The sequence below is a fragment of the Agarivorans sp. TSD2052 genome, from assembly GCF_023238625.1.
In the GTDB taxonomy this organism is placed as follows: Bacteria; Pseudomonadota; Gammaproteobacteria; order Enterobacterales; family Celerinatantimonadaceae; genus Agarivorans.
Genome location: NZ_CP096670.1, coordinates 2,511,342 through 2,536,579, shown reverse-complemented (window position 1 = coordinate 2,536,579; position 25,238 = coordinate 2,511,342). Strand labels below are relative to the sequence as shown.

At 43.7% G+C, this 25,238-nt stretch carries 24 protein-coding genes; 15 read left to right on the top strand and 9 right to left on the bottom strand.

Annotation, left to right across the window (positions count from 1 at the left end):
- The first annotated feature begins 18 nt into the window (after positions 1-18).
- From M0C34_RS11480 to rnd, 4 genes are all read left to right on the top strand, one after another.
- Positions 19-279: a hypothetical protein gene (locus M0C34_RS11480; RefSeq protein WP_248711824.1), complete on the top strand. Its 261-nt coding sequence runs from the start codon at positions 19-21 to the stop codon at positions 277-279.
- Positions 280-301: 22 nt separating this feature from the next.
- The gene (locus M0C34_RS11475) at positions 302-1,135 is read left to right on the top strand and encodes an alpha/beta fold hydrolase (RefSeq protein ID WP_248711823.1); all 834 of its coding nucleotides are present in this window, start codon (positions 302-304) and stop codon (positions 1,133-1,135) included.
- A 199-nt stretch (positions 1,136-1,334) separates the two neighbouring features.
- Complete coding sequence (gene fadD, locus M0C34_RS11470) at positions 1,335-2,996, top strand: long-chain-fatty-acid--CoA ligase FadD (RefSeq protein WP_248711822.1); 1,662 nt, start codon at positions 1,335-1,337, stop codon at positions 2,994-2,996.
- 49 nt (positions 2,997-3,045) lie between these two features.
- On the top strand, positions 3,046-4,167 hold the full coding sequence (rnd, locus tag M0C34_RS11465) for a ribonuclease D (RefSeq protein ID WP_248711821.1): 1,122 nt from the start codon (positions 3,046-3,048) through the stop codon (positions 4,165-4,167).
- Here rnd and minE read toward each other — a convergent pair.
- From minE to minC, 3 genes are read right to left on the bottom strand one after another with little or no spacing between them, the layout of a single operon-like run.
- Complete coding sequence (gene minE / locus M0C34_RS11460; RefSeq protein WP_248711820.1) at positions 4,142-4,405, bottom strand: cell division topological specificity factor MinE; 264 nt, start codon at positions 4,403-4,405, stop codon at positions 4,142-4,144. The genes rnd and minE overlap by 26 nt on opposite strands.
- Before the next feature lie 2 nt (positions 4,406-4,407).
- On the bottom strand, positions 4,408-5,220 hold the full coding sequence (gene minD, locus M0C34_RS11455; RefSeq protein WP_248711819.1) for a septum site-determining protein MinD: 813 nt from the start codon (positions 5,218-5,220) through the stop codon (positions 4,408-4,410).
- A 30-nt stretch (positions 5,221-5,250) separates the two neighbouring features.
- A complete protein-coding gene (minC, locus tag M0C34_RS11450) occupies positions 5,251-5,958 on the bottom strand; it encodes a septum site-determining protein MinC (protein ID WP_248711818.1) in 708 nt (235 codons plus the stop codon).
- A 112-nt stretch (positions 5,959-6,070) separates the two neighbouring features.
- On the opposite strand from minC, the gene M0C34_RS11445 reads away from it, so the two are divergent.
- Genes M0C34_RS11445 through M0C34_RS11430 form a run of 4 tightly spaced genes read left to right on the top strand, consistent with a single transcriptional unit; the run spans position 6,071 to position 8,446 of the window.
- Positions 6,071-6,355, top strand: a complete 285-nt coding sequence (locus M0C34_RS11445) for a YcgL domain-containing protein (protein WP_248711817.1) — start codon at positions 6,071-6,073, stop codon at positions 6,353-6,355.
- Between the two features lie 9 nt (positions 6,356-6,364).
- On the top strand, positions 6,365-7,330 hold the full coding sequence (locus M0C34_RS11440) for a lytic murein transglycosylase (RefSeq protein ID WP_248711816.1): 966 nt from the start codon (positions 6,365-6,367) through the stop codon (positions 7,328-7,330).
- 2 nt (positions 7,331-7,332) lie between these two features.
- Positions 7,333-7,998, top strand: coding sequence for a fumarylacetoacetate hydrolase family protein (locus M0C34_RS11435; RefSeq protein WP_248711815.1), 666 nt, complete (start codon positions 7,333-7,335; stop codon positions 7,996-7,998).
- Positions 7,991-8,446, top strand: coding sequence for a YcgN family cysteine cluster protein (locus tag M0C34_RS11430; protein ID WP_248711814.1), 456 nt, complete (start codon positions 7,991-7,993; stop codon positions 8,444-8,446). The genes M0C34_RS11435 and M0C34_RS11430 overlap by 8 nt, the downstream gene beginning before the upstream one ends.
- Positions 8,447-8,578: 132 nt before the next feature.
- Here M0C34_RS11430 and M0C34_RS11425 read toward each other — a convergent pair whose 3' ends face one another.
- Positions 8,579-10,615 carry a methyl-accepting chemotaxis protein gene (locus M0C34_RS11425; protein ID WP_248711813.1) on the bottom strand — a complete coding sequence of 679 codons (2,037 nt, stop codon included), beginning with the start codon at positions 10,613-10,615 and terminating at the stop codon, positions 8,579-8,581.
- Between the two features lie 310 nt (positions 10,616-10,925).
- Here M0C34_RS11425 and M0C34_RS11420 point away from each other — a divergent pair, with 310 nt between their 5' ends.
- The 6 genes from M0C34_RS11420 (at position 10,926) to M0C34_RS11395 (ending at position 16,504) form a co-directional block, all read left to right on the top strand.
- Positions 10,926-12,386 (top strand): COG3014 family protein, encoded by a 1,461-nt coding sequence (locus M0C34_RS11420; RefSeq protein WP_248711812.1) that lies wholly within the window; start codon positions 10,926-10,928, stop codon positions 12,384-12,386.
- 12 nt (positions 12,387-12,398) lie between these two features.
- The gene (locus M0C34_RS11415) at positions 12,399-12,788 is read left to right on the top strand and encodes a YcfL family putative periplasmic lipoprotein (RefSeq protein ID WP_248711811.1); all 390 of its coding nucleotides are present in this window, start codon (positions 12,399-12,401) and stop codon (positions 12,786-12,788) included.
- 14 nt (positions 12,789-12,802) lie between these two features.
- The gene (gene lpoB, locus M0C34_RS11410) at positions 12,803-13,393 is read left to right on the top strand and encodes a penicillin-binding protein activator LpoB (RefSeq protein WP_248711810.1); all 591 of its coding nucleotides are present in this window, start codon (positions 12,803-12,805) and stop codon (positions 13,391-13,393) included.
- A 7-nt stretch (positions 13,394-13,400) separates the two neighbouring features.
- A complete protein-coding gene (gene nagZ / locus M0C34_RS11405) occupies positions 13,401-14,429 on the top strand; it encodes a beta-N-acetylhexosaminidase (RefSeq protein ID WP_248711809.1) in 1,029 nt (342 codons plus the stop codon).
- Between the two features lie 47 nt (positions 14,430-14,476).
- On the top strand, positions 14,477-15,025 hold the full coding sequence (gene ycfP / locus M0C34_RS11400; RefSeq protein WP_248711808.1) for an alpha/beta hydrolase YcfP: 549 nt from the start codon (positions 14,477-14,479) through the stop codon (positions 15,023-15,025).
- A 183-nt stretch (positions 15,026-15,208) separates the two neighbouring features.
- Complete coding sequence (locus M0C34_RS11395; RefSeq protein WP_248711807.1) at positions 15,209-16,504, top strand: NAD(P)/FAD-dependent oxidoreductase; 1,296 nt, start codon at positions 15,209-15,211, stop codon at positions 16,502-16,504.
- A gap of 107 nt (positions 16,505-16,611) precedes the next feature.
- On the opposite strand, the gene M0C34_RS11390 is transcribed toward M0C34_RS11395, so the two are convergent.
- Positions 16,612-17,286, bottom strand: a complete 675-nt coding sequence (locus M0C34_RS11390; RefSeq protein WP_248711806.1) for a 2OG-Fe(II) oxygenase — start codon at positions 17,284-17,286, stop codon at positions 16,612-16,614.
- Between the two features lie 635 nt (positions 17,287-17,921).
- On the opposite strand from M0C34_RS11390, the gene M0C34_RS11385 reads away from it, so the two are divergent.
- Positions 17,922-19,454, top strand: a complete 1,533-nt coding sequence (locus M0C34_RS11385) for a methyl-accepting chemotaxis protein (RefSeq protein ID WP_248711805.1) — start codon at positions 17,922-17,924, stop codon at positions 19,452-19,454.
- Positions 19,455-19,577: 123 nt separating this feature from the next.
- Here the strand turns inward: M0C34_RS11385 and M0C34_RS11380 are convergent, their stop codons facing one another.
- The 4 genes from M0C34_RS11380 to M0C34_RS11365 are packed head-to-tail and all read right to left on the bottom strand — an operon-like array spanning position 19,578 to position 25,145.
- Positions 19,578-19,961, bottom strand: a complete 384-nt coding sequence (locus M0C34_RS11380) for a DUF2919 family protein (protein ID WP_248711804.1) — start codon at positions 19,959-19,961, stop codon at positions 19,578-19,580.
- 13 nt (positions 19,962-19,974) lie between these two features.
- The gene (locus M0C34_RS11375; RefSeq protein ID WP_248711803.1) at positions 19,975-21,117 is read right to left on the bottom strand and encodes a peptidoglycan binding protein CsiV; all 1,143 of its coding nucleotides are present in this window, start codon (positions 21,115-21,117) and stop codon (positions 19,975-19,977) included.
- Positions 21,101-24,592, bottom strand: a complete 3,492-nt coding sequence (gene mfd / locus M0C34_RS11370) for a transcription-repair coupling factor (protein ID WP_371923070.1) — start codon at positions 24,590-24,592, stop codon at positions 21,101-21,103. The genes M0C34_RS11375 and mfd overlap by 17 nt, the downstream gene beginning before the upstream one ends.
- Positions 24,564-25,145, bottom strand: coding sequence for a hypothetical protein (locus M0C34_RS11365; protein ID WP_248711801.1), 582 nt, complete (start codon positions 25,143-25,145; stop codon positions 24,564-24,566). Before M0C34_RS11365 ends, mfd begins: the two co-directional genes overlap by 29 nt.
- Positions 25,146-25,238: the final 93 nt, after the last annotated feature.

Below are 25,238 nucleotides of genomic sequence, written 5' to 3'. Positions count from 1 at the left end.
GTAAAGGGATAAATAAATTTGAAAATTCAGGGCCTTGGCCAGCCCATCCAGCAGCAGCCTAAGATAAAACCAACCAACAGCACTACAGAATTAAGTGTTGTGACTAAAGCGCCAAAAGGTGTGGTTCCTTGGGCCGCCATGGATGAGCACAGTGTTGAAAAACTTCGTTACGACCACCAAGCGGGTGGTGGTGAAGCTGTGTCTCACTATCAAGATGTTGCCAATCAGTTAAAACGCCAACAGGTAAATGAGATGTTTGGCATCGACCTATTCGCTTGAACGGTGACTATAAGCGAGTGCAATGAACAATAGCTTATCCTTCGAAAATCTCGGACTCTCCTATCTAGAACAGCCAGCAAATAGCCCCTACTGTTTGGTCATGTTACACGGCTGGATGGATAACGCGGCAAGTTTTACTCCCTTAATCAAGCAACTAGACGCGGTACATTGTATTGCTGTTGATTTCCCCGGCCATGGTCATTCAGCGCATCGCCAAGGCCATTATCATTTTGTTGACTATGTCGACGATGTTTACGGTTTTTTAGCCGAACTTAAGTTAAGTAAGCCAATAGTATTGTTAGGGCATTCGCTTGGTGCATTAGTCGCAACGACCTATGCTGCAGCCTTCCCTGAACAGCTAGTTGGGTTAGTGTGTATCGACGGTATCGGCCCTTTAAGTATCAATGAGCAGGCGACTACCGAGCATTTAGCCAAGGCCATTCGTCAACGCCACAAGCAAAAACATACTAAAGGTTTTGCAGAACTCAATTATGCGATAAAGCTGCGAGCGAAGACCAATGGCTTATCAGAAGACAATAGTCGCTTGTTGGTTGAACGCGCGGTGATGCAGCGCGATGGACGATGGTATTGGCGGCACGATGAAAAATTGAAGCTTAGTTCACCACTTCGCTTTAGTGAGTTACAAGCCAAAAACATTTGCCAATCTGTGCCTTTTGCTAGTTTACTGATCGCTGCCAGTGAATTTCCGCTATTAACACCAGATTATATCGCTTTGCGCCAAAGCTGGTTTAGCCAGCTAGAGACCCAGATGGTAAGTGGTGGTCATCATTTACATATGCAGAATCCGCAAGCGGTAGCAGAGCGACTTAGGGCCTATATTAAAACAATTGTTTGAACCACTTCACTGTTTTACATCTTATCCACTACGCTTAATGTTAAATTATTGTTATTTTAAACGGCGTATGAAACAATCGTTTGAAATCTTAGAGCTAAAGCTCTATATCCAGAGTTGCTACCAAGTACATAATAAATTTCATAATAAAACTTGGCAGGCCATTTATACTTAATGTAATTGAAATGTTTAGGAGAACTGCGTGGATAAGGTTTGGCTTAATCGATACCCTAAGGATGTTCCTGCAGAAATAGACTCAACGCGCTATCAAACCTTGATTGACGTGTTTGAAGAGGGTGCTGCCAAGCATGCCGACAGAGTAGCATTTATCAATATGGGACAGGTGATGACTTATCGCCGCCTAGAGGAGCAATCAAGAGCGTTTGCTGCCTACCTACAAAACGAATTGAAGCTAAAGCGCGGTGACCGAGTCGCCCTGATGATGCCAAATTTGTTGCAGTATCCCATTTGCTTATTTGGTGCCTTACGAGCAGGTATGGTGGTCGTGAATGTTAATCCACTTTACACGCCTCGTGAGCTAAAACACCAACTTAATGACAGTGGTGCTAAAGCTATCGTTATTGTTTCTAACTTTGCCCATATCCTTGAAGAAATAGTCGAAGAAACCGGAGTTGAGCACGTCATTCTCACTCGCTTAGGTGACCAACTGTCTGCGACTAAACGCACGTTGGTCAACTTTGTTGTGAAATATGTTAAGAAAATGGTACCTAAATACCATTTGCCGCATGCTCAGTCGTTGCGTTATGTATTGTCTAAAGGTCAGCACTTACAATATGTGCGACCTGAAGTGAACAGTGAAGACTTGGCCTTCTTGCAGTATACCGGTGGCACTACAGGGGTCGCCAAAGGCGCCATGTTATCGCATAGCAATATGGTCGCCAATTTACTACAAGCCTTAGGCATTGTAGGCCCTTGTTTACGTGAAGGAAAAGAGATTGTTGTAACGGCTTTGCCGCTCTACCATATCTTTGCTTTGACCGCGAACTGCATGGTATTTTTTGCGTTGGGCTGTCAAAACTTATTAATCACTAACCCTCGTGATATTCCTACTTTTGTAAAAGAACTTGGTAAAGTGCCATTTACCGCTATCACTGGGGTAAATACCCTGTTTAACGCCTTGTTAAACCATGCGGACTTCGCCAGCTTAGATTTTTCTCTATTACGCTTGTCTCTTGGTGGTGGCATGTCAGTTCAACGTGCCGTTGCCGAGCGTTGGCAAGAGGTCACTGGATCGCGCTTAATTGAAGGCTATGGCTTAACTGAGTGCGCGCCATTGGTAACGGTTTGTCCTTACGACTTGGAAGCATACAATGGCAGCATTGGTTTACCGGCGCCGTCTACAGACATTAAACTGGTTGATGACGATGGTGCAGAAGTCGCTGAAGGTGAATCGGGCGAAATCTTAGTGAAAGGCCCTCAAGTTATGCAAGGCTACTGGCAGCGTCCCGAAGCAACGGCTGAGTCAATGCCGGGTGGATGGTTTGCCACGGGGGATATTGGCACCGTTGATGAACAGGGCTTTTTCCATATTGTAGACCGTAAAAAAGATATGATTTTGGTGTCTGGATTCAACGTGTTCCCTAATGAAATCGAAGAAGTCATTTCAGGTAATGCCAAAGTGCTTGAAGTGGCCGCAGTGGGCGTCCCTAATGAGGTGAGCGGCGAAGCGGTTAAGGTATTCATCGTTAAGAAAGATGACTCTTTAACCGAGAAACAGATTGTAGAACATTGCCGAGAATTCTTAACCGCCTATAAAGTGCCTAAATTAGTTGAGTTTAGAGATGAACTTCCTAAAACAAATGTGGGCAAGATCTTGCGGAGAGCCTTGCGCGACGAGGCATAAACCGTAAAATAGATGCTAATCTGACGCTTTCCACTAGGACGCCGCAATTTTGGCAGACATTAATTTTGAAATGATAGAAACAGAGGCGCAACTTGCGCCTCTGTTGCGTTATTTAAATGAACAATCCCCGTTAGTTCTTGCTCTTGATACTGAATTTGTGCGCACTAGAACCTACTACGCGCATTTGGGCTTGCTGCAAATTTATGATGGCATTCGGTGTTATTTGGTCGACCCCTTAGCGGTAGATATGCCCCCACTATGGCATGCTTTAAGCAAACATCACTGGGTACTACATGCTTTTAGTGAAGACTTAGAAATCATCCAGCGTGTGAGCGGCCAGTTTGGGCTTTCTGTGTTTGATACACAGGTTGGAGCCGCTTTCTTAGGCCATGGTATTAGCTTGGGGTATCAGCGCTTTATTGATACTGAATTAGGTATTCAAATAGATAAAGGTGAATCACGCACTGATTGGTTAGCGCGGCCTTTGCGAGCCTCTCAGCTTGATTACGCAGCCTTAGACGTTATTCACCTGTTACCTGCCTATCTCAAAATTAAGCAACAGCTAGAAGAGCAGGGGCGTTATCAAGCTGCCTTGGAAGAAAGTGCACGTTTAGCGGCCTTTAAGCAGCGCGAGCCTAATTTGGATGAGTCATATAGAGATATAAAGAACGCCTGGAAACTTAACCCACAACAATTGGCGGTGCTAAAAACACTGGGCAGCTGGCGTATTCAGCAAGCAATTAGCCGTGATTTAGCCATTAACAATGTGGTTCACGGTGACAGTTTATGGACCATTGCCCGCTATCAGCCCCAAAGCATGGAACAATTACAACGACTTGAATTACCTGCTCAGGAACTAAGGATCCATGGCCATCGTTTACTGAAATTGGTGCAACAAGGGCAAAAAGTACCTGCAGCCGATTATCCTAAGCCAATCAAGCGTATTGTGGATTACCCTGATTACAAGAAATGTATACAAGAGCTGAAGGTGGTAGTGACGAAGGTTTCAGAGGAGTCAGGTTTGCCAGAGGATGTATTAGCGAGCAAAAAGGTACTCAATCAATATTTGTCTTGGACATGGAAAAGTAACCAGCAAGCGACAGAGTTACCTCTACTGCTTACTGGTTGGCGTCAGCCTTTATTTGCTAATCACGTTGCTCAGGAAGCGTAATATTTAATTCTAATACGCTTATGTCGTCAGTCTTGTTATCAAGGCTGACATTGACATGTTCTGAGTTGATATCAACATACTTTTTAATCACCTCAATGATGTCTTGCTTCATTGCGGGTAAGTAGTCAGGACCACTGCGTTGGCCACGTTCGTGAGCAACAATAATTTGCAGTCGTTCTTTGGCGGTTTGCGCCGTTTTAGACTGTTTTGTTGTGCGAAAGTAGTCTAAAAGAGACATTTTTATCCTCCAAATAAACGGCTAAATAAGCCTTTTTTCTGTTCTTCAAGAAAGCGGAAATCTACATTTTCGCCAATCAATCTGCTAACCGCATCATCGTACGCAAGGCCAGCATCACTTTCAGTATCTAAAATCACTGGTTCGCCTGAGTTAGAGGCTTTGAGTACCGCCGGTGATTCAGGGATAACACCTAGTAGTGGAATAGCTAAGATATCTTGTACGTCTTCTACACTAAGCATATCACCTCGGTTAACGCGTTCTGGGTTATAACGGGTTAACAACAAATGTTCTTTTACCGGTTCTTTACCTTGTTCTGCACGCTGAGACTTGCTGGCTAACATACCCAAAATTCGGTCTGAATCACGCACCGATGATACTTCTGGGTTGGTGGTCACAATGGCCTCATCAGCGAAATATAAGGCCATAATTGCGCCTGTTTCAATCCCCGCTGGTGAATCACACACAATATAATCAAAACCTTGTTCGGCGAGGTCATCTAGAACCTTCTGGACGCCTTCTTTAGTCAAGGCATCTTTATCACGTGTTTGCGAAGCAGGCAAAATGAACAAGTTTTCAGTACGCTTATCTTTGATTAACGACTGGCTTAGGTTTGATTCACCTTTAATCACGTTAACAAAATCGTACACAACGCGACGTTCACAACCCATAATTAAATCAAGGTTTCGTAAACCAATATCAAAGTCGATAATTACGGTTTTAAACCCCTTGATCGCGAGGCCTGTACCTATGGCGGCACTTGATGTGGTTTTACCCACACCACCTTTGCCGGAGGTAACAACGATAATCTTAGCCATTATCTTTCCTTTATATATTCGTTAACTAGGTTAACTTAAATTACTAAATACGATTTGCTGGTCTTCTACATGGATGCATTGGGGTAAATCGGCGTGGCTGCCAATTTGTTCATGCAACATATAAACACCAGCAATAGAAATGAGTTCTGCCTGCAAATTTTGGCAAAATATTTTACTGTCTTTTCGCCCACTCGCGCCGGCTACCGCTCTGCCGCGCAGAGCGCCGTAGATGTGTACGTTACCATCAGCAATGACTTCAGCACCGTTACCCACAGAACCAATAATGATTAAATCTGAGTTTTGCGCATATATCTGTTGGCCTGAACGAATTTGACCGCGGACCACTTTAGTGGGTACGGCTTCTGGTTGAACGGGGGCGGGCGTTGGCGCTTTCTCTGTGGATGGCTCAATAGGCTTGGCTTTTGCTTGCTGAGAACCACTGGTCATGACTGCCAAACCCGCTGATCTGGCTGCTGTTTTTTGTTCTGTGGTTTTACAGCCAGTCACGCCGACTAATACAAAGTCTTGCGCTTCGACTACTTCTTTGAGTTGGTCAAAGTCAAAGTCACTATCCACTTCACTAACATTCACGACAATAGGTGCACAATTAAAGAACTGCGGAGCTTGCGCTACCTTTTCCATTAACTTGTCATTTAATGACTTTAAATCATTATTTCCTAGGTAAACCACTGAAAGAGTGAAGTTAGTCCCTTTAAATTCTATTTCCTGTCCGGACATGAACAGCTGATTCCTTTTACTTTTGTATTCGAGCAATGACGCTTGGTGATTTATTCTGATATAGTTTGCATTTCAGCATAACCCGATCAGCCTTTAGGATACTAACATTTTCATGTTCTGTGCAGTCTATAAAAGTCTCAAAAAACAGCAAACTTATCTCTATATTGAGAAGAAAGACGATTTTTCCCAAGTTCCCGAATCTTTAATTGATCTTATGGGCGCGAAAGAGCTTGTCATGATTGTCCCTAAAAGGCCTAACAAAGACTTCGCGATTGTCAGTATTGATGCTTTAGAAAAAGCCTTTAAGGAGCAAGGTTACTATTTACAATTGCCTCCACCACCAGAGAATTATCTTAAACAGCACTTGGCTGCGCAAGCCAAAGCTAAAAATAAATAGGGGAAGTGAGTGAATAAAATTATCAGTGCGCTGCTATTTTCGGCTGCCTTCGCGTCACACGCTGAGCCGGGCTTTGATAACTATGTAGAGCAGCTTAAGGTTGATGCGGCGGAGCAAGGTATTTCTCAAGCAACAATTGATGCGGCTTTTAACAACGCTAAGTTTTACCCGCGAGCGGTAAAGGCCGACAAACAACAACCGGAGTTTAAGTTAACCTTAGATACCTATTTACCCAGAGCGGTACCTGAGTGGAAGGTTCAACAAGCTAGGGCTTTGTATAAAAAACACTACCCGCTACTTAAAGAGATTGAAAAGAAGTATAAGGTTCAACCTCGCTTTATTATCGCCTTATGGGGTGTTGAATCTAATTTTGGTAAGTTTACCGGTAATTACAGTGTGATATCGGCATTGGCAACAATGTCATATGAGGGGCGCCGTGAAGCGTTTTTCAAAAAGGAACTGATGCACGCGCTTAATATCTTAGAACAAGGCCATATCAGTCCAGCAAAGATGAAAGGGTCATGGGCAGGGGCAATGGGGCAGGTACAGTTTATGCCTAGTTCATTTTTAAGTTTTGCTCAAGATTTTGATGGTGATGGCCATAAAGATATTTGGAATAACACCGCTGACGCGTTGGCGTCAGCAGCCAACTATTTAGCCAAAAGTGGTTGGAATGATGACCTAACTTGGGGGCGCCAAGTTAAACTACCTGAAGGGTATGACGCTAGCCATTCAGGTCTTAAAATTAAAAAGAGTTTAAGTGAGTGGCAAGCGCTTGGTGTTCGTCGCTATGATGGCAGTGATTTACCGATTCGTGATATTGCGGCCTCTATTGTGCAACCAGATGATGCACAAGGCAGAGCCTACCTGGCTTACGATAATTACCAAGTATTGATGAAGTGGAATCGCTCTCACTATTTTGTAGCTGCAGTGGGTACATTAGCTGACCGCATTTCTTATCCCCCGGTGTTTTAATTATGTATCAACATATTGATGAGAGTGGCACAGTTTTACCATTTGTAGCTCACAAAGCGGTATGTGTAGGGCAAAACTATCTTGCTCATATGCAAGAAATGGGAGGAGCACCCGCCAAACAAGCGGTGTTTTTCATTAAGCCTAAAACTGCGTTTATTGCTGTACAAGACGTTATTGAGATCCCGCACCAGTTTGGCGACGTTCACTACGAGCTTGAGCTTGCTTTATTAATTAGCAAACCGCTAAAAAATGCCACGCCAGAGCAGCTTGATGATGCGGTTTGGGGGTATGCCGCGGCGCTCGATTTAACCTTGCGAGATGTTCAGTTAGAGCTAAAACAGCGTGGCCACCCTTGGGAACGAGCCAAAGCGTTTGACAAGAGCTGTGTGCTTAGCCATTTCAAGCCCATCAATAGCTTGGCAGAGTTGGCTGAAGTTCCATTGAGTTTTAAACAAAATGGCATAGTTAAGCAGCAAGGTTCAACGGGGCAAATGATTCGAAATATGACCAAGTTGTTATGTGAGGCGTCGGCATGTTTCACTTTAGAGCCGGGGGATGTGTTATTAACAGGCACACCCGCAGGGGTTGGCCCCTTATCGGCTAATGATAAATTACTATTGAACGTGGCCGATATAGCGGTTGAAACTGAGGTTGTATTGAGTGAGTGAAGTAAGATTTTGGGAAACCAAAACCTTGGCGCAAATGACTGCCCAAGAGTGGGAGTCATTGTGTGATGGATGTGGTAAGTGTTGTTTGTCTAAACTGATAGATGAAGATACCGAAGAACTGTATTACACCAACATCGCCTGTGTACTATTAAATAGTAAAACCTGCCAGTGCAGTGATTACAGTAACCGCTTTGCCAAGGTGCCAGATTGCGTAAAAATCACTTTGGATGATATTGACGCCTTCCATTGGCTGCCGCCAAGTTGTGCGTACAAGCGCTTAATTGAAGGTAAACCTTTGCCTGAGTGGCATCCCTTGCTGAATAAAGGCAAAGGCTCAGAAATGCATAAACGAGGCGCTTCAGTACGTGGCAAGATTGTTTGTGAAACTCAGCTTAATGGCCCTTCGCAAAATTACATTGTGCGTTGGCCATTGGATGAATGTGAATAAGCCATCTGAATGAGTAGGTTGTGAGCTAAACAGCTCAAGCGGCGAAAACAAACAGACATAAAAAAACCGATGATAAGCTATCATCGGTTTTTTTTATGCCGCCTGTTGTTTAGACAAGCTGATGGCTAAGGCCTATAGCGTGAAGCGTTTAACCAGTGAGTCCTGCTGTTGCGCTAGCTCGCCTAATTCTTCACTGGTGCTGGTTACGATTTCGATGCTCTCGTAGTTTTCGTCACTGATATCAGAGATCCTATTTAGGTTGCTTGATATTTCGGCACCCGTGGCTTGTTGTTCCTCGGCGGCCGCAGCAATCTGGCTACTCATATCTGAAATCTGAGTGATGATGCCCTGGATTTCTTCCATGGCGCCGTTGGCATCTGAGGTTTGCGAAATACTCGCCTGCATCTCGGATGAACATTCTGACATCACTGATACTGCGCGCTGTGCGCTTTTTTGTAGATTTTCAATCATCGATTGAATTTCTGTTGTAGAGTTGGTGGTTTTTTGGGCTAGCACTCTTACTTCATCGGCTACTACGGCAAAGCCACGGCCTTGCTCGCCAGCTCGAGCTGCTTCAATCGCTGCGTTTAATGCCAGCAAATTGGTTTGGTCTGCAATACCGCGAATAACGTCCAAAATAGAACCAATGCTATTACTCATGCTATCGACTTCACCAATAACCGAGCTGCTGTGTCCAAGCTTTTCGGATAATTGATGAGTGGTGGTGATGTTGTTACTCATTACTTGGCGACCAGAGTTTGCCGCTTCTTCTACTTCCATTACTTTCTCTAAGGTAATGTTAGCGCTTTTCGCTACTTCACGGACTGATTGCTCCATTTCGGTCATGGCAGCGGCTACAGATGCCGTTTCTTGACGTTGATTGTTAAGTTCATCTTTGGCTGTGTTTAAGGTCGTTGAATTACCTTGTGATACATTTGATAAACTTTCTGCCGCTTGGCTAATATCATTCAGTACTGAACGCATTTGTTCCATCATGCTATTCGCCGAGTCTGCCAACTGGCCAAATTCGTTGGTACTTTGGTAATCAACGGTTTCTGTCATATCGCCAGCCGCCGCTGCTTTAAGCGTTTTAAGCAGTTGCCTTAGCGGTTGTTTAATCGAGTTTGCAACATTCCACGCGATAAAGATGGCGAGTGGAATAACGATTGCCATGGCAATGATCAACTGAATTCTACTGGCCTCTAACATGCGAGTCGCATTTGTTGAGGCTTGGTCAACTTGAGCGTTAGCAATATCGTTAACACCCGATAATTGGTCGATAGCATTAGTAATAAGCGTTGCGGTGTCTTCGGTACGCTGGGTAATACCTTCTTTCACTTTTACTACTTCAAGGTGCTTGCTGAGTACGCCATCTTCTTTGGTTGCGTCTTTTACAAATTGATCAATTTGGTGTCCCATGTCGTTACGTAACTCTGGGATCTCTTCTTCCAAATTAGAGGTGGCATCTAAAAAGTTTTTAAGTAGTTTTTGGTTGCGCTTGAGAATGACCGCGACTTTTTTAGAGTCGTTAGTATTGATACCTTCTAAGGTGTTTAATTCAATGACGGCCATGGCATTTAAGAAGCTTTCGGCAGCCCAGCGAATGTAATCATCATTTAGAGCCGCTACGGTATCAGACAGGTTCTTTTTCAATTGAGGTAGCATGACCGACAATTGGTTAGTGCTGCGTTTTACCGCTTGTAGATCGTCTAGGTATTTTATGTTGTCAGCCATGACTAACTTAGCAACTTGAAAATAGCCTTGATCCAAGGTGTTTAGCGTATCTAATTGCGACTGTAATTCTGCATTACCTTCTGCCATAGAACGCAAAGTACCTAACGACGACACAAAATCTAATTCACTTTGTTCGAAAGAGGCACTGCTGGCTTTGATGGTTTCAGGGTCAATTGAAGTTAATGCATCTTTGAAGTACTTATCAGCACTAAGCAAATCGACGGCAAATTTACTACTTTGCAGTACCAACGGTGTGGCTTCTTCAGTAATGAGGCTTAGTTGTTGATTGAATTTACTACCTGTCTGTAATGACAGAATATTGGTTAACACCATCATCAGCACCAAAACGCCAAATCCTATGTTAACGCGATGAACAATTGAGATGTTTTTAAAAAATGTGAGCGATGCGGCTACGTTTAGTGACTTTTTCTTCATAATTCCTCTACCAACCGATCTATTAGCTGTTTTTAGTTTTTATATTATTATTATTTGTTAAAAGTATGCCTTGAGTTGTTGTTGCTTACTACCTGAGAGATCACAACTCTATCGTGGAGGCCTGCATTTCTACTATAGTTAACGGTGAATATTACTCAAACTTTATCAATAAAAAATAAAAGGGTGGTTGATTGCTCATAATTGCAGCAATCACATCAATTTTCAGGATAAATAAAACGAGGGGATTATGCCTTCATAGGAAAATAGTTTATAACTAGCGATTAACAGCGTGTAGTTTTGGATGATATTGATGCATAGGTTTTTTCGCCAGTGGGGCCTTGTTACCCAACGACGTTTTGCTTGTTCAAATTATCGGTCTTTTTGTCGCGCTTGGCTAGCTGCTTTGTTCTTTTCAATCTGTTTAGCAGGGTGTTCTACTGCGGTATTCAGCGATTTGTTTGTGAGTTATGAAGAGCAGTTAAGAGCAAGTCGTTATCAGCTTGGGTCAGGTGAGTTTGAGCTGGCGGCTGATTTATTGGCAGAGGGAAGAACCTCAGATAATAGCTATTATTTAAAACAATTAGAGAAAGGCAGAATGCTCTACCTCGCTGGTGATTATGCTGCCAGCCAACAACATTTCACCAAGGTAGATGAGCAACTCAAGTATTTGTCTAGGCAAGCCGAGTATCGATTATCCACGGGTTTGCAACAGGCCTCGGCGCTTGCCACTAACGATAATTTTATCGATTATCATATTCCGGTATATGAGCAAGTCATGCTGCATCACTATCAGGCTATCAATTATCTTAATAATCAAAGCCTAGAGTCTGCGCTGATAGAAGTCCGTCGTGCAGCGATGATCCAACAACAGGCAATGCAAGAAGCGCCCTTGAGTTTAGAAGAGCAATTGCATGACTACCAAGCGCAATACCAGCAGTTAATGGACCAATACCCACAATTAAATTCTCAAGACAAAGCCTTAGATAATGCTTATCAAAATGGGCTCAGTTTTGCACTGTCAGCGACACTTTATCTGGCTGCAAATCAAGAAGATGACGCTTACATTGATTTTCGCAAAGCATTAGCTCTAGCGCCACATAATAGTTACCTACAAGCTGAGGTCGCACGTTTGGGTAAAAAATTATCCATGTCTGATTATCAAGAATATACCCCATTAACCGGCAAGCCCTTAAGTGGTGAACAGGGGTTGTTAGTGGTACTTCATGAACAATCAATTGTGGCTGCTCGGCGAGAAGCGCGTTTTACTTTACCCTTGTACAATCATAATCGCTGGGAAACATACACGGTTGCTCTTCCTGTTATTAGTGGTAATGCTCAGGTGACCATTCCATTAACGATAGATGTAGAGGGTCAAGTTTTTTCAACCGAGCGGTTAATTCAAATCGATAGTTTAGCGGCTAAGCAATTGCAACAAGACCTTCCCGGTATATTGTTGCGACAGATCCTTCGTGTCATCACTAAAGATCAATTTAGACAAGAAGTGAATAAGGGGAAATCAGCTGATGATGAGAATTGGGCTAATGCTTTAATCAACGTTTACAATATAATGTCGGAACGAGCAGATACTCGAAGTTGGCAGACCCTGCCAGCGTTAGCACAAATTGCGGTTAAGCCTTTAACTCAGGGCAGCCATACTTTGCATTTAGATGGCTTGGTTCAGTCTGAACTACCGATTGATATTAAAGCCGGGCGGGTAACCTTAATGTTAACTAACGACTTAGGTTCACCCGCTCAAGTGTTTAATTTATAAAAGAGGGTTCTTATGAAATACTTTATGCTGCTGTTTATGTTGTTGGTGGGTTGTACCACCGATACCTCAGGTATTGCTGCCGACTCTCAAAAACCTGACGGCAAACAATGGTTAATTGTTGATAACCTCACTTTAGGCCGAAAGCTAACAGTACTTGATGCTGCCACGCACCAAGGCATGGACCGTTTACGAGGGGTTGCCACGATACAGTCTTTGTTCAAAGGTGATTTAGATCTGCAGTATCGTTTCTATTGGTATGACAGCAATAATGTTCAAATTGATAATGCTACCAGCGCATGGACGCCGCTAAGTTTGCATGGAAAGCAACAAGTTCAAGTTCAGTCTGTGGCTTTGGTTAATACTGCAAGTCACTTCAAAATTTATGTTAGAGAAGTCCATTAACAGAGAGATATCCCATGAAAAAACGCGTATTAGCCGCATCGGTATTAGCGCTTGTGCTAAGTGGCTGTTCTAGCCAAGTGTCTTACGGCGACCCACAAGAAGTAGAAACGGTGAACGTCGATTTTGGTTCAAGTGATCTACAAAAGATTGCTGGAGAAATGACTGAATCAATGATTTCTTCGCCTTTGTTAATTGATATTACGTCTAATAATCGACCTATTGTGTTTGTTGAACGGATTAAAAACAAAACCACTGAGCACATTGATACAGAGTCAGTGACTGATTCTATTAGTACCAAGCTTCTACAATCCGGCAAATTTCGCTTTGTGGATATGAGCCGAGTCAATGAAGTTCGTGACCAGCTTGATTATCAAAATGACGGAGGTTTAGTCGATCCGTCTAAAGCTATCGCTTTTGGACAGCAGGTCGGTGCTGAATACATGCTATATGGCAATTTAGCCAGCATCGTTAAAACTAATAAGAAAACTAAAGATGTTTACTACAAGATGACAATGCGTTTAATGGACTTACAAACCGGCATCGTTGAATGGGCTGATGAAACAGAGATCCGCAAAGCCGAAACTAAATCTACCTTTGGTTGGTAAGTATTAGATGGGCCCATTATTTATAGATTTACTTGGTACTGAACTTAGCGCGGAAGAGCGCGAAATGTTGCAACACCCACTTGTTGCAGGGGTAATTCTGTTTAGCCGAAACTACCAAGATAGGGCGCAGTTGATCGCCCTTACTCGTAGTATTCGCGCCGCTAGTCAACGAAAATTACTTATTGCGGTTGATCACGAAGGCGGTCGAGTACAGCGTTTCAGAGAACAGTTTTCGGCTATCCCTGCTATGGGCTTAATGGCAAAAGGGGCTGAAATACTTAAACTCTCAACGACAGCGTGGGCGAAGCAATTAGGTTGGTTAATGGCCGCCGAGTTACGAGCGTGTGATATTGATATTAGTTTTGCTCCAGTGTTAGATATAAATGGGGTGAGCGATGTCATTGGCTTACGCGCATTTAGTGCCCAGCCCAGTGAGATTATTCTTAGCGCTAGCGCATTTATCGATGGAATGGCGTTGGCGGGAATGAAAGCCACGGGTAAACACTTTCCAGGGCACGGAAATGTCAAAGCTGATACTCATCATTTTGAAGCGCGTGACGAGCGTCCATATGCTGAGATTAAACAGCAAGATATGCAAGTTTTTGAAGCCCTTATCGCGCAAAATAAATTGGACGCAGTGATGCCTGCGCATGTTATATATAGTGACGTAGACGAGCGTCCCGCTGGATTTTCAAAGATATGGTTACAACAAATATTGCGTAAAGAGCTCGCTTTCAAAGGCTTAATTTTTAGTGATGACCTTAGTATGAAAGGTGCTGCCATTGCAGGTGACCATGTAGATCGTGCCGAGCAAGCTCTTGCTGCCGGTTGCAATTTATTACTTGCATGTAATGATCGCCAAGCAAGCATTCGATTATTAGATGGATTACAGCATCAGCGTGTGCCGCAGGCAGAAGGTCTCATTGGTAAGTCTTATCCTCATAATTGGTCAGAGCTTGAAGCGCAAGCTCAGTATCGAGAAATTGCCACTCGTGCTACACAAATAGCGCAAATGAGTAGTGAATGGGAAATTTAGTCAATACACTTAGTATTAATGCGTGATTGTAAGGAAGGAATGGCAGGATGATTATTTATCTACACGGCTTTGATTCTACAAGTCCGGGTAACCACGAAAAAGTGCTTCAGCTTCAGTTTGTCGATTCTGATGTGCGCCCTATTAGCTACAGCACCGTTCACCCTCGACACGACATGAGCCATTTACTTAAAGAAGTTCATAAACAGTTAATGTTAAGTGCTGAAGAAGAAGTGGTTATTTGTGGGGTAGGTTTAGGGGGATATTGGAGTGAACGCATAGGGTACTTATGCGGAATTCCAGCCGTTATTTTTAATCCTAATTTGCATCCAGAGCAAAATATGCAAGGGAAAATAGAACGCCCTGAAGAATACTTAGATATTGCAACTAAATGCGTATCTGAGTTTCGCAGTAAAAATAAAGGTAATTGCACGGTTGTATTATCTGAAAATGATGAAGTACTTGATAACAAGGTATCTGAGCAAGAGCTAGCTGATTATTATCAGGTGATTTGGGATAAAGAGCAAAGTCATAAGTTCAAAGACATTAGCCATCATCTGCAGCTAATAAAGTCTTTAAAACGTCTACCCAGTCTATAGAAAGTCATTTTTTAATCAAAGAGGGATTAAATCCCTCTTTTTTATTGGGTGCTTTTTGTGATCTCAATCAAGTTACGTATAATAAGCGCATATTAGCTGGGTGTCGAAGGCGACCAAATTCTAAAAATATTGCCTTTGTAGTAAAGCTAAACACTTCAAGTTGTTACAAGGAAATAATCAAGCATGACTAGAATCGTTGTAGTTGGTGGCGGTGCCGGTGGCTTAGAACTGGCGACGCGCTTGGGTCGTAAGCTCGGGAAAAGCGGCAAGGCAAGCGTGGTACTGGTAGATAAAAATCGCACTCATTTATGGAAACCACTATTACATGAAGTGGCAACCGGCTCATTGGATGCAGGCATAGACGCCTTAAGTTACCGCTCACATGCTGCTAATCATGGCTTTGAATTTCAATTGGGAGAAGTGGCTGACCTAAGCCGTGAAGATCAACTCGTCACACTTAAACCGATGGTTGAAGAAGGCAAAGAAGTTTTGCCTGCACGCCAGCTAAATTATGACTATTTGATAATGGCTATTGGCTCTGTGTCTAATGACTTTAATACTAAAGGCGTTAAAGAAAACTGTATCTTTTTAGATAACCCAAGCCGTGCTGATCTATTTCATCGCCGTATGCTAAACCGTTTCTTGCAATACTCTCAGGGTGACGAAGCTCAGCAAGGCGAGAAAGTGCGTGTGGCGATTGTTGGTGCTGGGGCTACCGGGGTTGAACTCTCAGCCGAGCTACATAACGCGCTTGACCAATTGCGTGCCTATGGAGTACCGAATCTTAGTCACTCAAGCCTAGCGGTAACACTGGTGGAAGCCGGTGAAAAAATCCTACCTGCTTTACCGGTGAGAATTTCTGGTTCAGCACATGCAGAATTACAAAAAATGGGCGTTGATGTTCGCACAAATACCATGGTTACCGAAGCTACAGAGCAAGGTTTAACCACCAAAGATGGCGAATTGATCAAGGCCGATTTAATGGTGTGGGCAGCAGGTATTAAGTGTCCAGATTTTATGAAAGAAGTCGGTGGTCTAGAAACCAACCGAATTAATCAATTGGTAGTACGACCTACCTTGCAAACATCGCGTGACAGCAATATATATGCGATTGGCGATTGCGCCAGTTGTGCCCTTGGCGAGAAAGGCTTTGTCCCTCCTCGTGCTCAATCGGCTCATCAAATGGCGACCTTAGTATATAAAAATATTGTTCGCCAAATGGAAGAAAAACCATTGTTAGAGTTTGAATATAAAGATCACGGCTCTTTAGTATCGCTAAGTAATTACTCTACTGTTGGCTCGCTAATGGGGAATTTAATGCAAGGCTCTATGATGATTGAAGGGCGAATTGCCCGCATGGTATATATATCTTTATATCGGATGCATCAAATCGCGCTACATGGTTACATGAAAACGGGCTTAATGATGCTAGTTGGACGTATAAACCAAGTATTAAGACCAAAGCTAAAACTGCATTAGATTGTGATCTTACGACTGTAAGCAGCCTTAGGGCTGCTTTTTTGTGGACAGCCATTTAAGGTGGCAGGTCTAGTGCGTTATTTGCCAATGCTGTGCCTTGTTGTCTTTTACAATGGCGGGTCGGCTTTGACCGTTACAGATGTATTAACCCGAAACCAACCTGCGATAGAATACCGGTCTCGCTTAGTACTGAGCACTTCATGAGGAAACTCTTCACTGAGAAAGGCAACCAAAGTGCCTAAAAGAGGCACAACGTTAATCCCGTCTTTGTCATCATCATCTTTATAGATAACCAGTTCACCGCCATCAGCCTGAGTCCAGCCAGAATTAAAATAGGCGACAATTGATATAACACGATTGGCTTCACCACGAAAAGCATCATAATGCCGCTTATAATAATCCCCCGGCCCATAATGCGAAAAATGGCTTTCGAATGAAAATAGACCGAGATATAAACGCCGGTTTAAAAAACGTTGTAAATGGGATATCCAATCTAGCCAGTCTCTTCCCGCTTGACTGTCGTTGGTTACCCAACAAATTTCATCGGTTCTGACAAATTCATTCTTAAGGTAGGTATCGCCTCGACCGATGCCAGCATGTTTAAACTTATCAGCTTCTATTAATTGTTGATGTTCAAATAGAGAGCTTGTTAAGACTTCAGGCAACGCTGCAGGTCTTATGCTGAAACCTCGCTTTTCAATATCTTGTGCGATAAGAGCAAAAAGAGACTGGTCAATCGGGCTCAAGCCGCGTACGGATGAGGTGTTGTTTAGGGCAACCAAACTATTTACCTGCTTAATTTAGGTAACGGCGATGGTTTATATCGCGGCTAAATGAGATAACGAGGTGGTAAGCCAATATATGCGCTCGGTATTTAACTACCACCATAAAGGGAATTCGTTTTACTCGAAGGTTTGCGCAAGCGTTGCATAAAGCCTATAGATCGTTTTATTAAGAGTTTGTTAAGCAGATCCAAATACAGCGTAAGCGGTTTACCTATGCTGTATCAAGAAACGGATTATCTTCATCGGGATTCACCAAAAAATAGCGTGCAGAGCCCGTAATAGGGATAGTGTAGGGAGTATTTATCGCTAGGTTCTACTTTATCACTTTATTGCGTGTAAAATCTGAAAAGACGTCATGTTTCGTTGAAATAGCGTAAGTTACTATTAATCAATCCAAGCGCCTATTTTGGACATTGGACTCATCTTTAGCTGTACTCGTTTCTCTTATTAAGCAGTGGAGACGAGATTTAGGTTTATGTCGCTTCTAAATAAGAGAAGAGAGTAAGCAGCGCTTCTTTTTGCGTTATGTTTAGCTTCTACTGAGGTTTCTGTTTACCGAGCGTTTAATTGTTCAGGACGGCGTTTATGCACTATTGTTTGTATTGTCTATAAATGATTTTGGTAACAGAGCGATGGCAAACGTAGACCAAGAAATACTATTTGATGATTCACTGCAATTGGTGTCAACCACAGACCTAGAGGGAGACATCACGTACGCCAATGAACATTTTTGCCAAGTGGCAGGCTATTCTGTCGAAGAATTACTCGGGCAGCATCATAATATTGTTCGACACCCAGATATGCCCAAAGCGGCTTTTGCAGACTTATGGCTTAAGCTAAAAGCGGGTAAAGCCTGGCGAGGAATGGTTAAAAACCGCTGTAAAGATGGCCGTTATTACTGGGTTGATGCATATGTTACGCCCTTGTATGAAGAAGGGCTGCATGTTGGTTACCAGTCAGTGAGGGTTTCGCCAAAGCCTGAATTTAAGCAACGCGCTGAAAAAATTTATAACAAGTTAAACAACGGAAAACTCATTGAGCCGTTATGGACAGGGCGTTTTGTTAGGATCGCAAGCTCAGCAATGGTGTTACTGTTCAGCTTGCTATGGGTAATGCTTAATACGGACACTAGCTATTTTTTATATACGCTGTTGTTTGTGACTAGTTTGTTTTTGCTAAACTATAACGAGTTGGTTAGGACGCCGTTCAAGTTGAAAAAGCTCAAGCAAGCCTTTGATAGCCCTAGTAGATATATTTACGAAGGAACCCAGTCTTTTGATATAGCCCGTTTCCACATAGGTTTGCTTGAGGCGCGAATAAAAACCATTCTTGGTAGAACCGCTGACTCTACCAAGCGCTTACAAATTTTATCTAAAGAGTTAGCATTGATTTCAGTGACAACCAGTAATAGTGTGGATATAGAAACCATCGAGCTCGAGCAGTTATCAGCAGCTATTCATGAAATGTCTATGACAGCCCAAGAAATCAGCAATTCTACCGTGATAGCGACGGATAAGGTGAGTGAAACCCAGCAGCATTGTAGCCAAACCCAACAGAACATGATCGAAACAAGTCAGCAAGTTAAAGCGCTATCGGCTGAGGTGAATCAAGCTGAAAGCTTAGTTAATGAATTAGCCAAAGACGCAGAGGGTATTGCCCAACAGATGGCTGAAATTCAAGGTATCGCCAATCAAACTAATCTGTTAGCGTTAAACGCTGCAATTGAAGCTGCCAGAGCGGGAGAAAAAGGCCGTGGTTTTTCGGTGGTCGCCGACGAAGTCAGAGCACTCTCAAACCGCACCCACCAAGCAACCCATCAAATTGAAGAGTCAGTAGGTAAAATGCAACTAAGTTTGACCCGGTGGGCTGAACGAATGCGGGAGAGCAGGAAAAAAGCGGATGATTGTTTAGTGACCGCTAATCTTAGCTCTCAGTTAGTCAGTGACATATCTAAGATGATGAATGATGTTTATGATGTTTCAACGACGATATCGGTGGCGGCTGAGCAGCAATCTGTTGTTAGCGCTAACATTGCTGAAAATGTTTCTAAAATCAGTCAATTGAGCCAAGAGACCAAACTGCACGCGAATGAATTGCAATTAAACAGCAGAGAATTAGCTAAAAAGTCTGACAACATTGCCTCGCTTTCGGATATGTTTGCCTAGTGCTATATGCTTGTGGCCTTGCTCTTATTAAGCGTTAGTTAAGGTTGAGCTGTTTTAGATAGCGTTTAAGCTTATAGCAATACACGCCGTTGGCTGTTTAAATCGAAGCAGTCTAAAGACCGTTTATGGTTTTTCTAGTGCTGATTTAAATACGATAAAACTGATCATTAGACTAAGCCATAGGGTGACCGCATTAAGGGCTTCGAAACGCCAATGGTTCAGGTTTAGAGTTTGTACTTGGCTGGCTATATCAACCAGCAATAAAGCAAAAATACCCCATAATTGAGCTCTTATAGAGAGTTTTTGCCAGAGTTTGGGGAACACCAGACGAGTGAGCGGCAATGCGCCCATGGCTAAACCAAGGTAAAACCAATGGTGGTCGGGGTAGAGTAGCGCTAATATCTTGTCTCCTACCTGGCGAGAGCTTGCCGCAATCGCCAGCAATAACCAAGTGCGGCTTAACAGCGCACAAGCAAATAGTACGCTGGGTTGGTTGGCTAATAACATAAAGTGTAAGGGCTTATGATGCTGGAGTTTCAACCGTGGTTGTCGGCTCTGTGATGCTTGTTTGTGTCGCAACATCAGCATCAAGAGTGGTTTCTGCGCTCTCTGCTATCGGCAAATCATCAGCCGACTGATTTAGTTGGGTTTGTGCTTCAGGGCTCTTACGGATTTGAATTAGCATTCCCATTAAAGGATGATCAAAATAGTGTATTTCACCGGAGCGTACTCGGCGTTTTTGATCAAATTTAAAGCTATGCAATTGCTCTTCAGTCTCTATATCGGCAATTAAGCTGCCTTCATTAGTCACCGATTGTTCGGCGGCTAATACCACCACTTGAGGCTCTTCTATGGCATTGTCAGTTTGTTCTGTTGGTGATAGTGCCAATTCTTCTGGTAGGCTAGATTCAGCCTCAATATGTTCGCTTAATACTTCAATTTCCACCGGACGCTTTAGCAGCAATTCAGTTTCTATATACAAATAGTGCTGTAAATAGACGCGTATACCACCGTCAAGCTCCCAAATAGCAGGGGCTGGTTCTGGTGCTTGGCCAAAATTATTGGCGGAACTATCAGCCTCATCAAATAAGGAAATGTTCTCGGCTGTCAAATCCAAGTCACCACTGTCATTGGCGATGCCTTGTTCAGAAAAATTGATTGAACCAAGGAGTCGACCTTGCTCGTTAAAACGTTGTGAAAAGTCTTGTCCCGCTTGAACTTGATAGTGTTTTGCACGGTTGCGTGGCGCGACTATTTCTCTCCAGCCGATATGTAGCAAGGGGCTGAAAGCCGCATGTTGTTGAAGCTTGCTAAATTCTTGATTCAATTCTAATTGAGCAGCACTTAACATCGTTCGCTGAGTCGCGCCTGTGATTGGCCAACCACGGCCATCAATGCTTACGGGCAATTTATCAAACCGAGGAGCGATACATGGTTCTTCGTTGCAACCAAATAGCGGTGCTAACAAGGGGGCGCTGGTCGCCACGTTTAGCTGCTGTGGTTGTGGCCAAAATTCTTGGCTACTCTCAACCGTGACATTGCGTTTAAAGAAGATAACTTCAATGTCGAACCAGCGAGGTTGTTCGGCCATAGATGGCACACTAGTAAGACCTATTGCGGTTAAGCTGATTAAGCGTAGTGCGTTTTTAAGAGTCAGTCGCATTGGCAGTAAATTGCTCCAATAATGATTGAATTAAAGATAGGCGTGATTCTGGTCCTTCGCTGGGTACAGCAAATTTCAGCTTATTAGCGCCTTCCATTCTATAAATGGCTGGTTGGGATTGTAACAGGCTTACTAAAAAAGCGGCATTAACTTTTGTTGATTCAGCAAATTCTACTACACCGCCTTTGGGCCCTGCCTCCACTCGCTTAATTCCAATATTATCTGCCATTATTCTCAGCTTTTGGACATTAAAGAGGTTTTTGGCGGGCTCGGGTAACAACCCAAAGCGGTCGATTAACTCTACTTGTAACTCACGCATTTCTGGTTCGTCGTTGCAGTTAGCGATTCGTTTGTACATGGTTAGGCGCGTGGTAACATCGAAAATGTAGTCGTCGGGCAGCAGTGCTGGCACTCTAAGCTCAATTTCACATTGCTCGCTTTGGCTCAGATCCCAGTTTAGGTCTTGGCCATTTTTTAATGCTGTGACAGCGCGATCGAGCATTTCCATGTAGAGAGTGAAGCCTACCGCCTCAATTTGGCCACTTTGATCGTCACCAAGCAACTCACCAGCGCCACGAATTTCCAAGTCGTGAGTGGCTAAAGTAAAGCCAGCACCTAAGTCTTCCAGTTGCGCAATCGCATCTAAACGCTTTACCGCGTCTTTAGTGATCAATTTAGGTGGAGGAGTTAATAAGTAGGCATAAGCTTGGTGGTGCGAACGGCCTACACGGCCACGCAGTTGGTGTAGTTGGGCTAAGCCAAAGTTATCAGCGCGGTTAATGATAATGGTATTGGCGCTAGGGATATCAATCCCTGTTTCAATGATCGTGGTACAGACTAAAACATTGAAACGTTGGTGGTGAAAGTCTCCCATGATGCGTTCAAGCTCGCGCTCTCGCATTTGACCATGGGCAACGGTAATGCGCGCTTGAGGTAACCATTCTCGCAGTTCTTGAGCGACTCGGTCGATGGTATCGACTTTATTGTGGAGGAAGTAGACTTGGCCACCGCGCATTACTTCACGGCTAATGGCTTCTTTAATTAAAGCTGGATCATGCTGACGTACGAAGGTTTTTACCGCTAAGCGCTTGGCTGGCGGGGTGGCGATTATTGATAAGTCGCGCATGCCACTCATCGCCATATTTAAGGTTCTAGGTATGGGCGTAGCGGTCAAGGTTAGAATATCGACGTTGGCGCGCATTGCTTTAATTTGTTCTTTTTGCCTCACCCCAAAACGGTGTTCTTCGTCGATGACCAGTAAGCCTAAATCTGCAAATTTAACGTCTTTACTCAGCAACTTATGAGTACCTATCACTATATCCACCTTACCTTCGGCAAGATTTTTAAGGACTTGGTTTTGTTCTTTAGTGGTTTTAAAGCGGGATAGTGAGGCGACTTCAATCGGCCAATTAGCGAAGCGATCGCTAAAGTTATCTAAATGCTGTTGTGCAAGTAGGGTTGTGGGCACTAATACCGCGACTTGCTTACCGCTATTCACCGCCACAAAGGCAGCCCGCATAGCGACTTCAGTTTTACCAAAGCCTACGTCACCACATACTAGGCGGTCCATGGCGTTAGGTGTTTGCATATCGCTCAACATAGCCGTAATGGCTTGTTCTTGATCGTCGGTTTCTTCAAATGGGAAATCGGCAGAAAACTGCTGATAGGCCGCTTCGTCTATGTCATAACCAAAACCGGGTTTGGCTGCTCGTTTGGCATAAACTTCTAATAATTCGGCGGCAACGTCTCGAATCTTTTCTGCTGCTTTCTGTTTAGCTTTCTGCCATTGATCATTACCCAGCTTATGTAATGGGGCTGTATCATCGTTGCTACCAGAATAGCGACTAATAAAATGTAACGCGTTTACCGGCACGTATAACTTGGCTTGATTGGCATATTCGAGGCTGAGAAATTCAGTTTTTATGCCGCCATTTTCAAAACTGGTTAAACCTTGGTAGCGGCCGACACCGTGCTCAATATGCACAACCGGTTGACCTATGCTCAATTCTGCTAGATTGCGAATTAATACATCTGGATTAAGCGTTTTATTGGACGCTTTGCGTTGTTTGGCGCGTACCTTATCGCCTAACAAATCCGTTTCGGTAATTAATTGTACGTCTGGGTCGTTAAGTTCGAAGCCGTTTTCGACCGGCGCAACGACGATAGCTAAGGTGTCTTTACTTGCTACAAAGTGGAACACACTGTCATGATTTTTAAGCGTTAATTTGAGAGGGCTAAGTAAGTTTTTTAGCGCTTCTCGTCTACCTTCTGTTTCGGCGATAAAACATGTTTTGGGTTTTGGGTGGTGCTCGAGATAATGGCTTAACGCTTGTAAGGGCAGGTTCAAACGATGGTTTACACTTAAATCGGGTAGCGCATGAGCGGCTAAATTCAACTTACCTTTACCGTTCCGGTCTGGGCCTTTGTTCAGCTTTATAGCAGAGTAGGGTTTGAGTTCTTTAAAGCATTGTTCAACGCTCAGATAAAGTTCATCAGGTGGTAAAATGGGGCGAGCTCGATCGTAACGGCGGTTTTCATAACGCTCGCCGAGTTCATGCCAGAATTGTTTGCCCGCTTGTTCCAAATCGCCAATTTTTAGCACCACCGTTTCAGCTGCTAGTTGGTCAGTCAGGCTTTCGGTATGGTGATGAAACAACGGCAGGTAGTATTCGATGCCTGCCGGCATAATACCTTTAGACACCTGCTGGTAAATAGACTCTGCTTCACGGCTTGGTTCAAAGCGGTCGCGCCATTGTTGGCGAAAAGTTTCGATACCGTTTGGATCGCTTGGAAATTCATGAGCAGGCAGTAAAGTGATACTTGTTCGTTGCTCAGCGCTACGCTGAGTATCGGGATCAAACTCGCGAATACTGTCTAGCTCATCGTCGAAAAAGTCTAAGCGAAACGGCTGCAAACTTCCCATGGGAAAAAGATCTAATAAACTGCCGCGCAGTGCAAACTCTCCATGCTCCATGACTTGGTCTACATGTTGATATCCGGCGCTCACAAGTCGCTCTTTAAAAGCATTGAGTTTTAACGACTGACCGACCTTCAATTGCAAACTATGTTTGGCAATGTACTCAGCCGGAGCACAGCGTTGTAGCCAAGTAGCAATAGGGGCTATTACGACACTTTGCTGATCTTGGCTTAGTTGGTTGAGGCTTAAGATTCGCTGCGAAACAATGTCTTGGTGTGGTGAAAAGGTATCGTAGGGCAGGGTCTCCCAATCGGGGAGTAAGTGCAGTGTACGAGTCGGTTTTAAACCGTTGACTTCCCTTTCAATCTGTAACGCGCTGCGAGTATCTTCGGTGAGAATGACTAACGGGCCGTTAATACGGTTAATGTATTCGAGTATCACAAACGCCAAGGCACTGCCGGGCAAGTTGCTAACTTGTTTTTTATCGCCTGTAACGTCAGGAAGAGGTAAATTTAGTAACACTGTGGTCTTAATCCTGTTCGGCTTGCTGGCGAGCATCGGCTCGTGCTTTTAATTGTTGGCTTTGTACGTGCAAGCTTGCCCTAACAAGGGCTTCGACATCTTCATCACGGATCCATTTATAGCTTATTTCTAGCAAGTGCTCACTGCGATGGGCAATCGGCGTACTTTGTTTTACTTCACCATAACAAAACACGGCTGTTGATTCTTCAGGGATAAATATTTTTAGTTTTACCAGCTGACCTTGAGGTAAGGCCTGTTTCCAGAAACAGTGAATTTCTGAGCCGCCGAATTGGTGGCTCAAGGTACGATGTTCATGGCTATCTTGTTGCACCAATACATAACTTAATACTCGATTAAGCTTCTGCTCTTGTGCTTGCAGGTAAGCCAGTAATTGTTCTCCTGCCTCGCCCAGTTGCTTGATGGCGCGTAGGCTTAATAAAGATTGGTGTTGCCCTGGGTTCGCTAAGATAAATGGCTCAGGAATGGTGGCTTCAAATTGTGCGACTGATTGAGGCAGAGCAGTTTCTGTAACTAATTCCAAATTGACATTTAACTTATGGGTGACACTAAAATACTGTTGTTCTTGCATACTTCCCTACAAGCGCCGCGCGGCGAGTAATCAAATAGACCATGCTGTTAAGCGTAGTTGAAGGCGAAATTACAACAAGTTGTGTAGAGGATT

Bases quoted from the DNA above. Each gene is read 5' to 3' on its own strand.
- M0C34_RS11475 (WP_248711823.1), top strand. From the start codon at position 302: ATGAACAATAGCTTATCCTTCGAAAATCTCGGACTCTCCTATCTAGAA.
- minE (WP_248711820.1), bottom strand. From the start codon at position 4,405: ATGTCTCTTTTAGACTACTTTCGCACAACAAAACAGTCTAAAACGGCG.
- minD (WP_248711819.1), bottom strand. From the start codon at position 5,220: ATGGCTAAGATTATCGTTGTTACCTCCGGCAAAGGTGGTGTGGGTAAA.
- minC (WP_248711818.1), bottom strand. From the start codon at position 5,958: ATGTCCGGACAGGAAATAGAATTTAAAGGGACTAACTTCACTCTTTCA.
- M0C34_RS11445 (WP_248711817.1), top strand. From the start codon at position 6,071: ATGTTCTGTGCAGTCTATAAAAGTCTCAAAAAACAGCAAACTTATCTC.
- M0C34_RS11435 (WP_248711815.1), top strand. From the start codon at position 7,333: ATGTATCAACATATTGATGAGAGTGGCACAGTTTTACCATTTGTAGCT.
- M0C34_RS11425 (WP_248711813.1), bottom strand. From the start codon at position 10,615: ATGAAGAAAAAGTCACTAAACGTAGCCGCATCGCTCACATTTTTTAAA.
- M0C34_RS11420 (WP_248711812.1), top strand. From the start codon at position 10,926: ATGCATAGGTTTTTTCGCCAGTGGGGCCTTGTTACCCAACGACGTTTT.
- M0C34_RS11415 (WP_248711811.1), top strand. From the start codon at position 12,399: ATGAAATACTTTATGCTGCTGTTTATGTTGTTGGTGGGTTGTACCACC.
- lpoB (WP_248711810.1), top strand. From the start codon at position 12,803: ATGAAAAAACGCGTATTAGCCGCATCGGTATTAGCGCTTGTGCTAAGT.
- nagZ (WP_248711809.1), top strand. From the start codon at position 13,401: ATGGGCCCATTATTTATAGATTTACTTGGTACTGAACTTAGCGCGGAA.
- ycfP (WP_248711808.1), top strand. From the start codon at position 14,477: ATGATTATTTATCTACACGGCTTTGATTCTACAAGTCCGGGTAACCAC.
- M0C34_RS11395 (WP_248711807.1), top strand. From the start codon at position 15,209: ATGACTAGAATCGTTGTAGTTGGTGGCGGTGCCGGTGGCTTAGAACTG.
- M0C34_RS11385 (WP_248711805.1), top strand. From the start codon at position 17,922: ATGGCAAACGTAGACCAAGAAATACTATTTGATGATTCACTGCAATTG.
- M0C34_RS11380 (WP_248711804.1), bottom strand. From the start codon at position 19,961: ATGTTATTAGCCAACCAACCCAGCGTACTATTTGCTTGTGCGCTGTTA.
- M0C34_RS11375 (WP_248711803.1), bottom strand. From the start codon at position 21,117: ATGCGACTGACTCTTAAAAACGCACTACGCTTAATCAGCTTAACCGCA.
- mfd (WP_371923070.1), bottom strand. From the start codon at position 24,592: ATGCTCGCCAGCAAGCCGAACAGGATTAAGACCACAGTGTTACTAAAT.
- M0C34_RS11365 (WP_248711801.1), bottom strand. From the start codon at position 25,145: ATGCAAGAACAACAGTATTTTAGTGTCACCCATAAGTTAAATGTCAAT.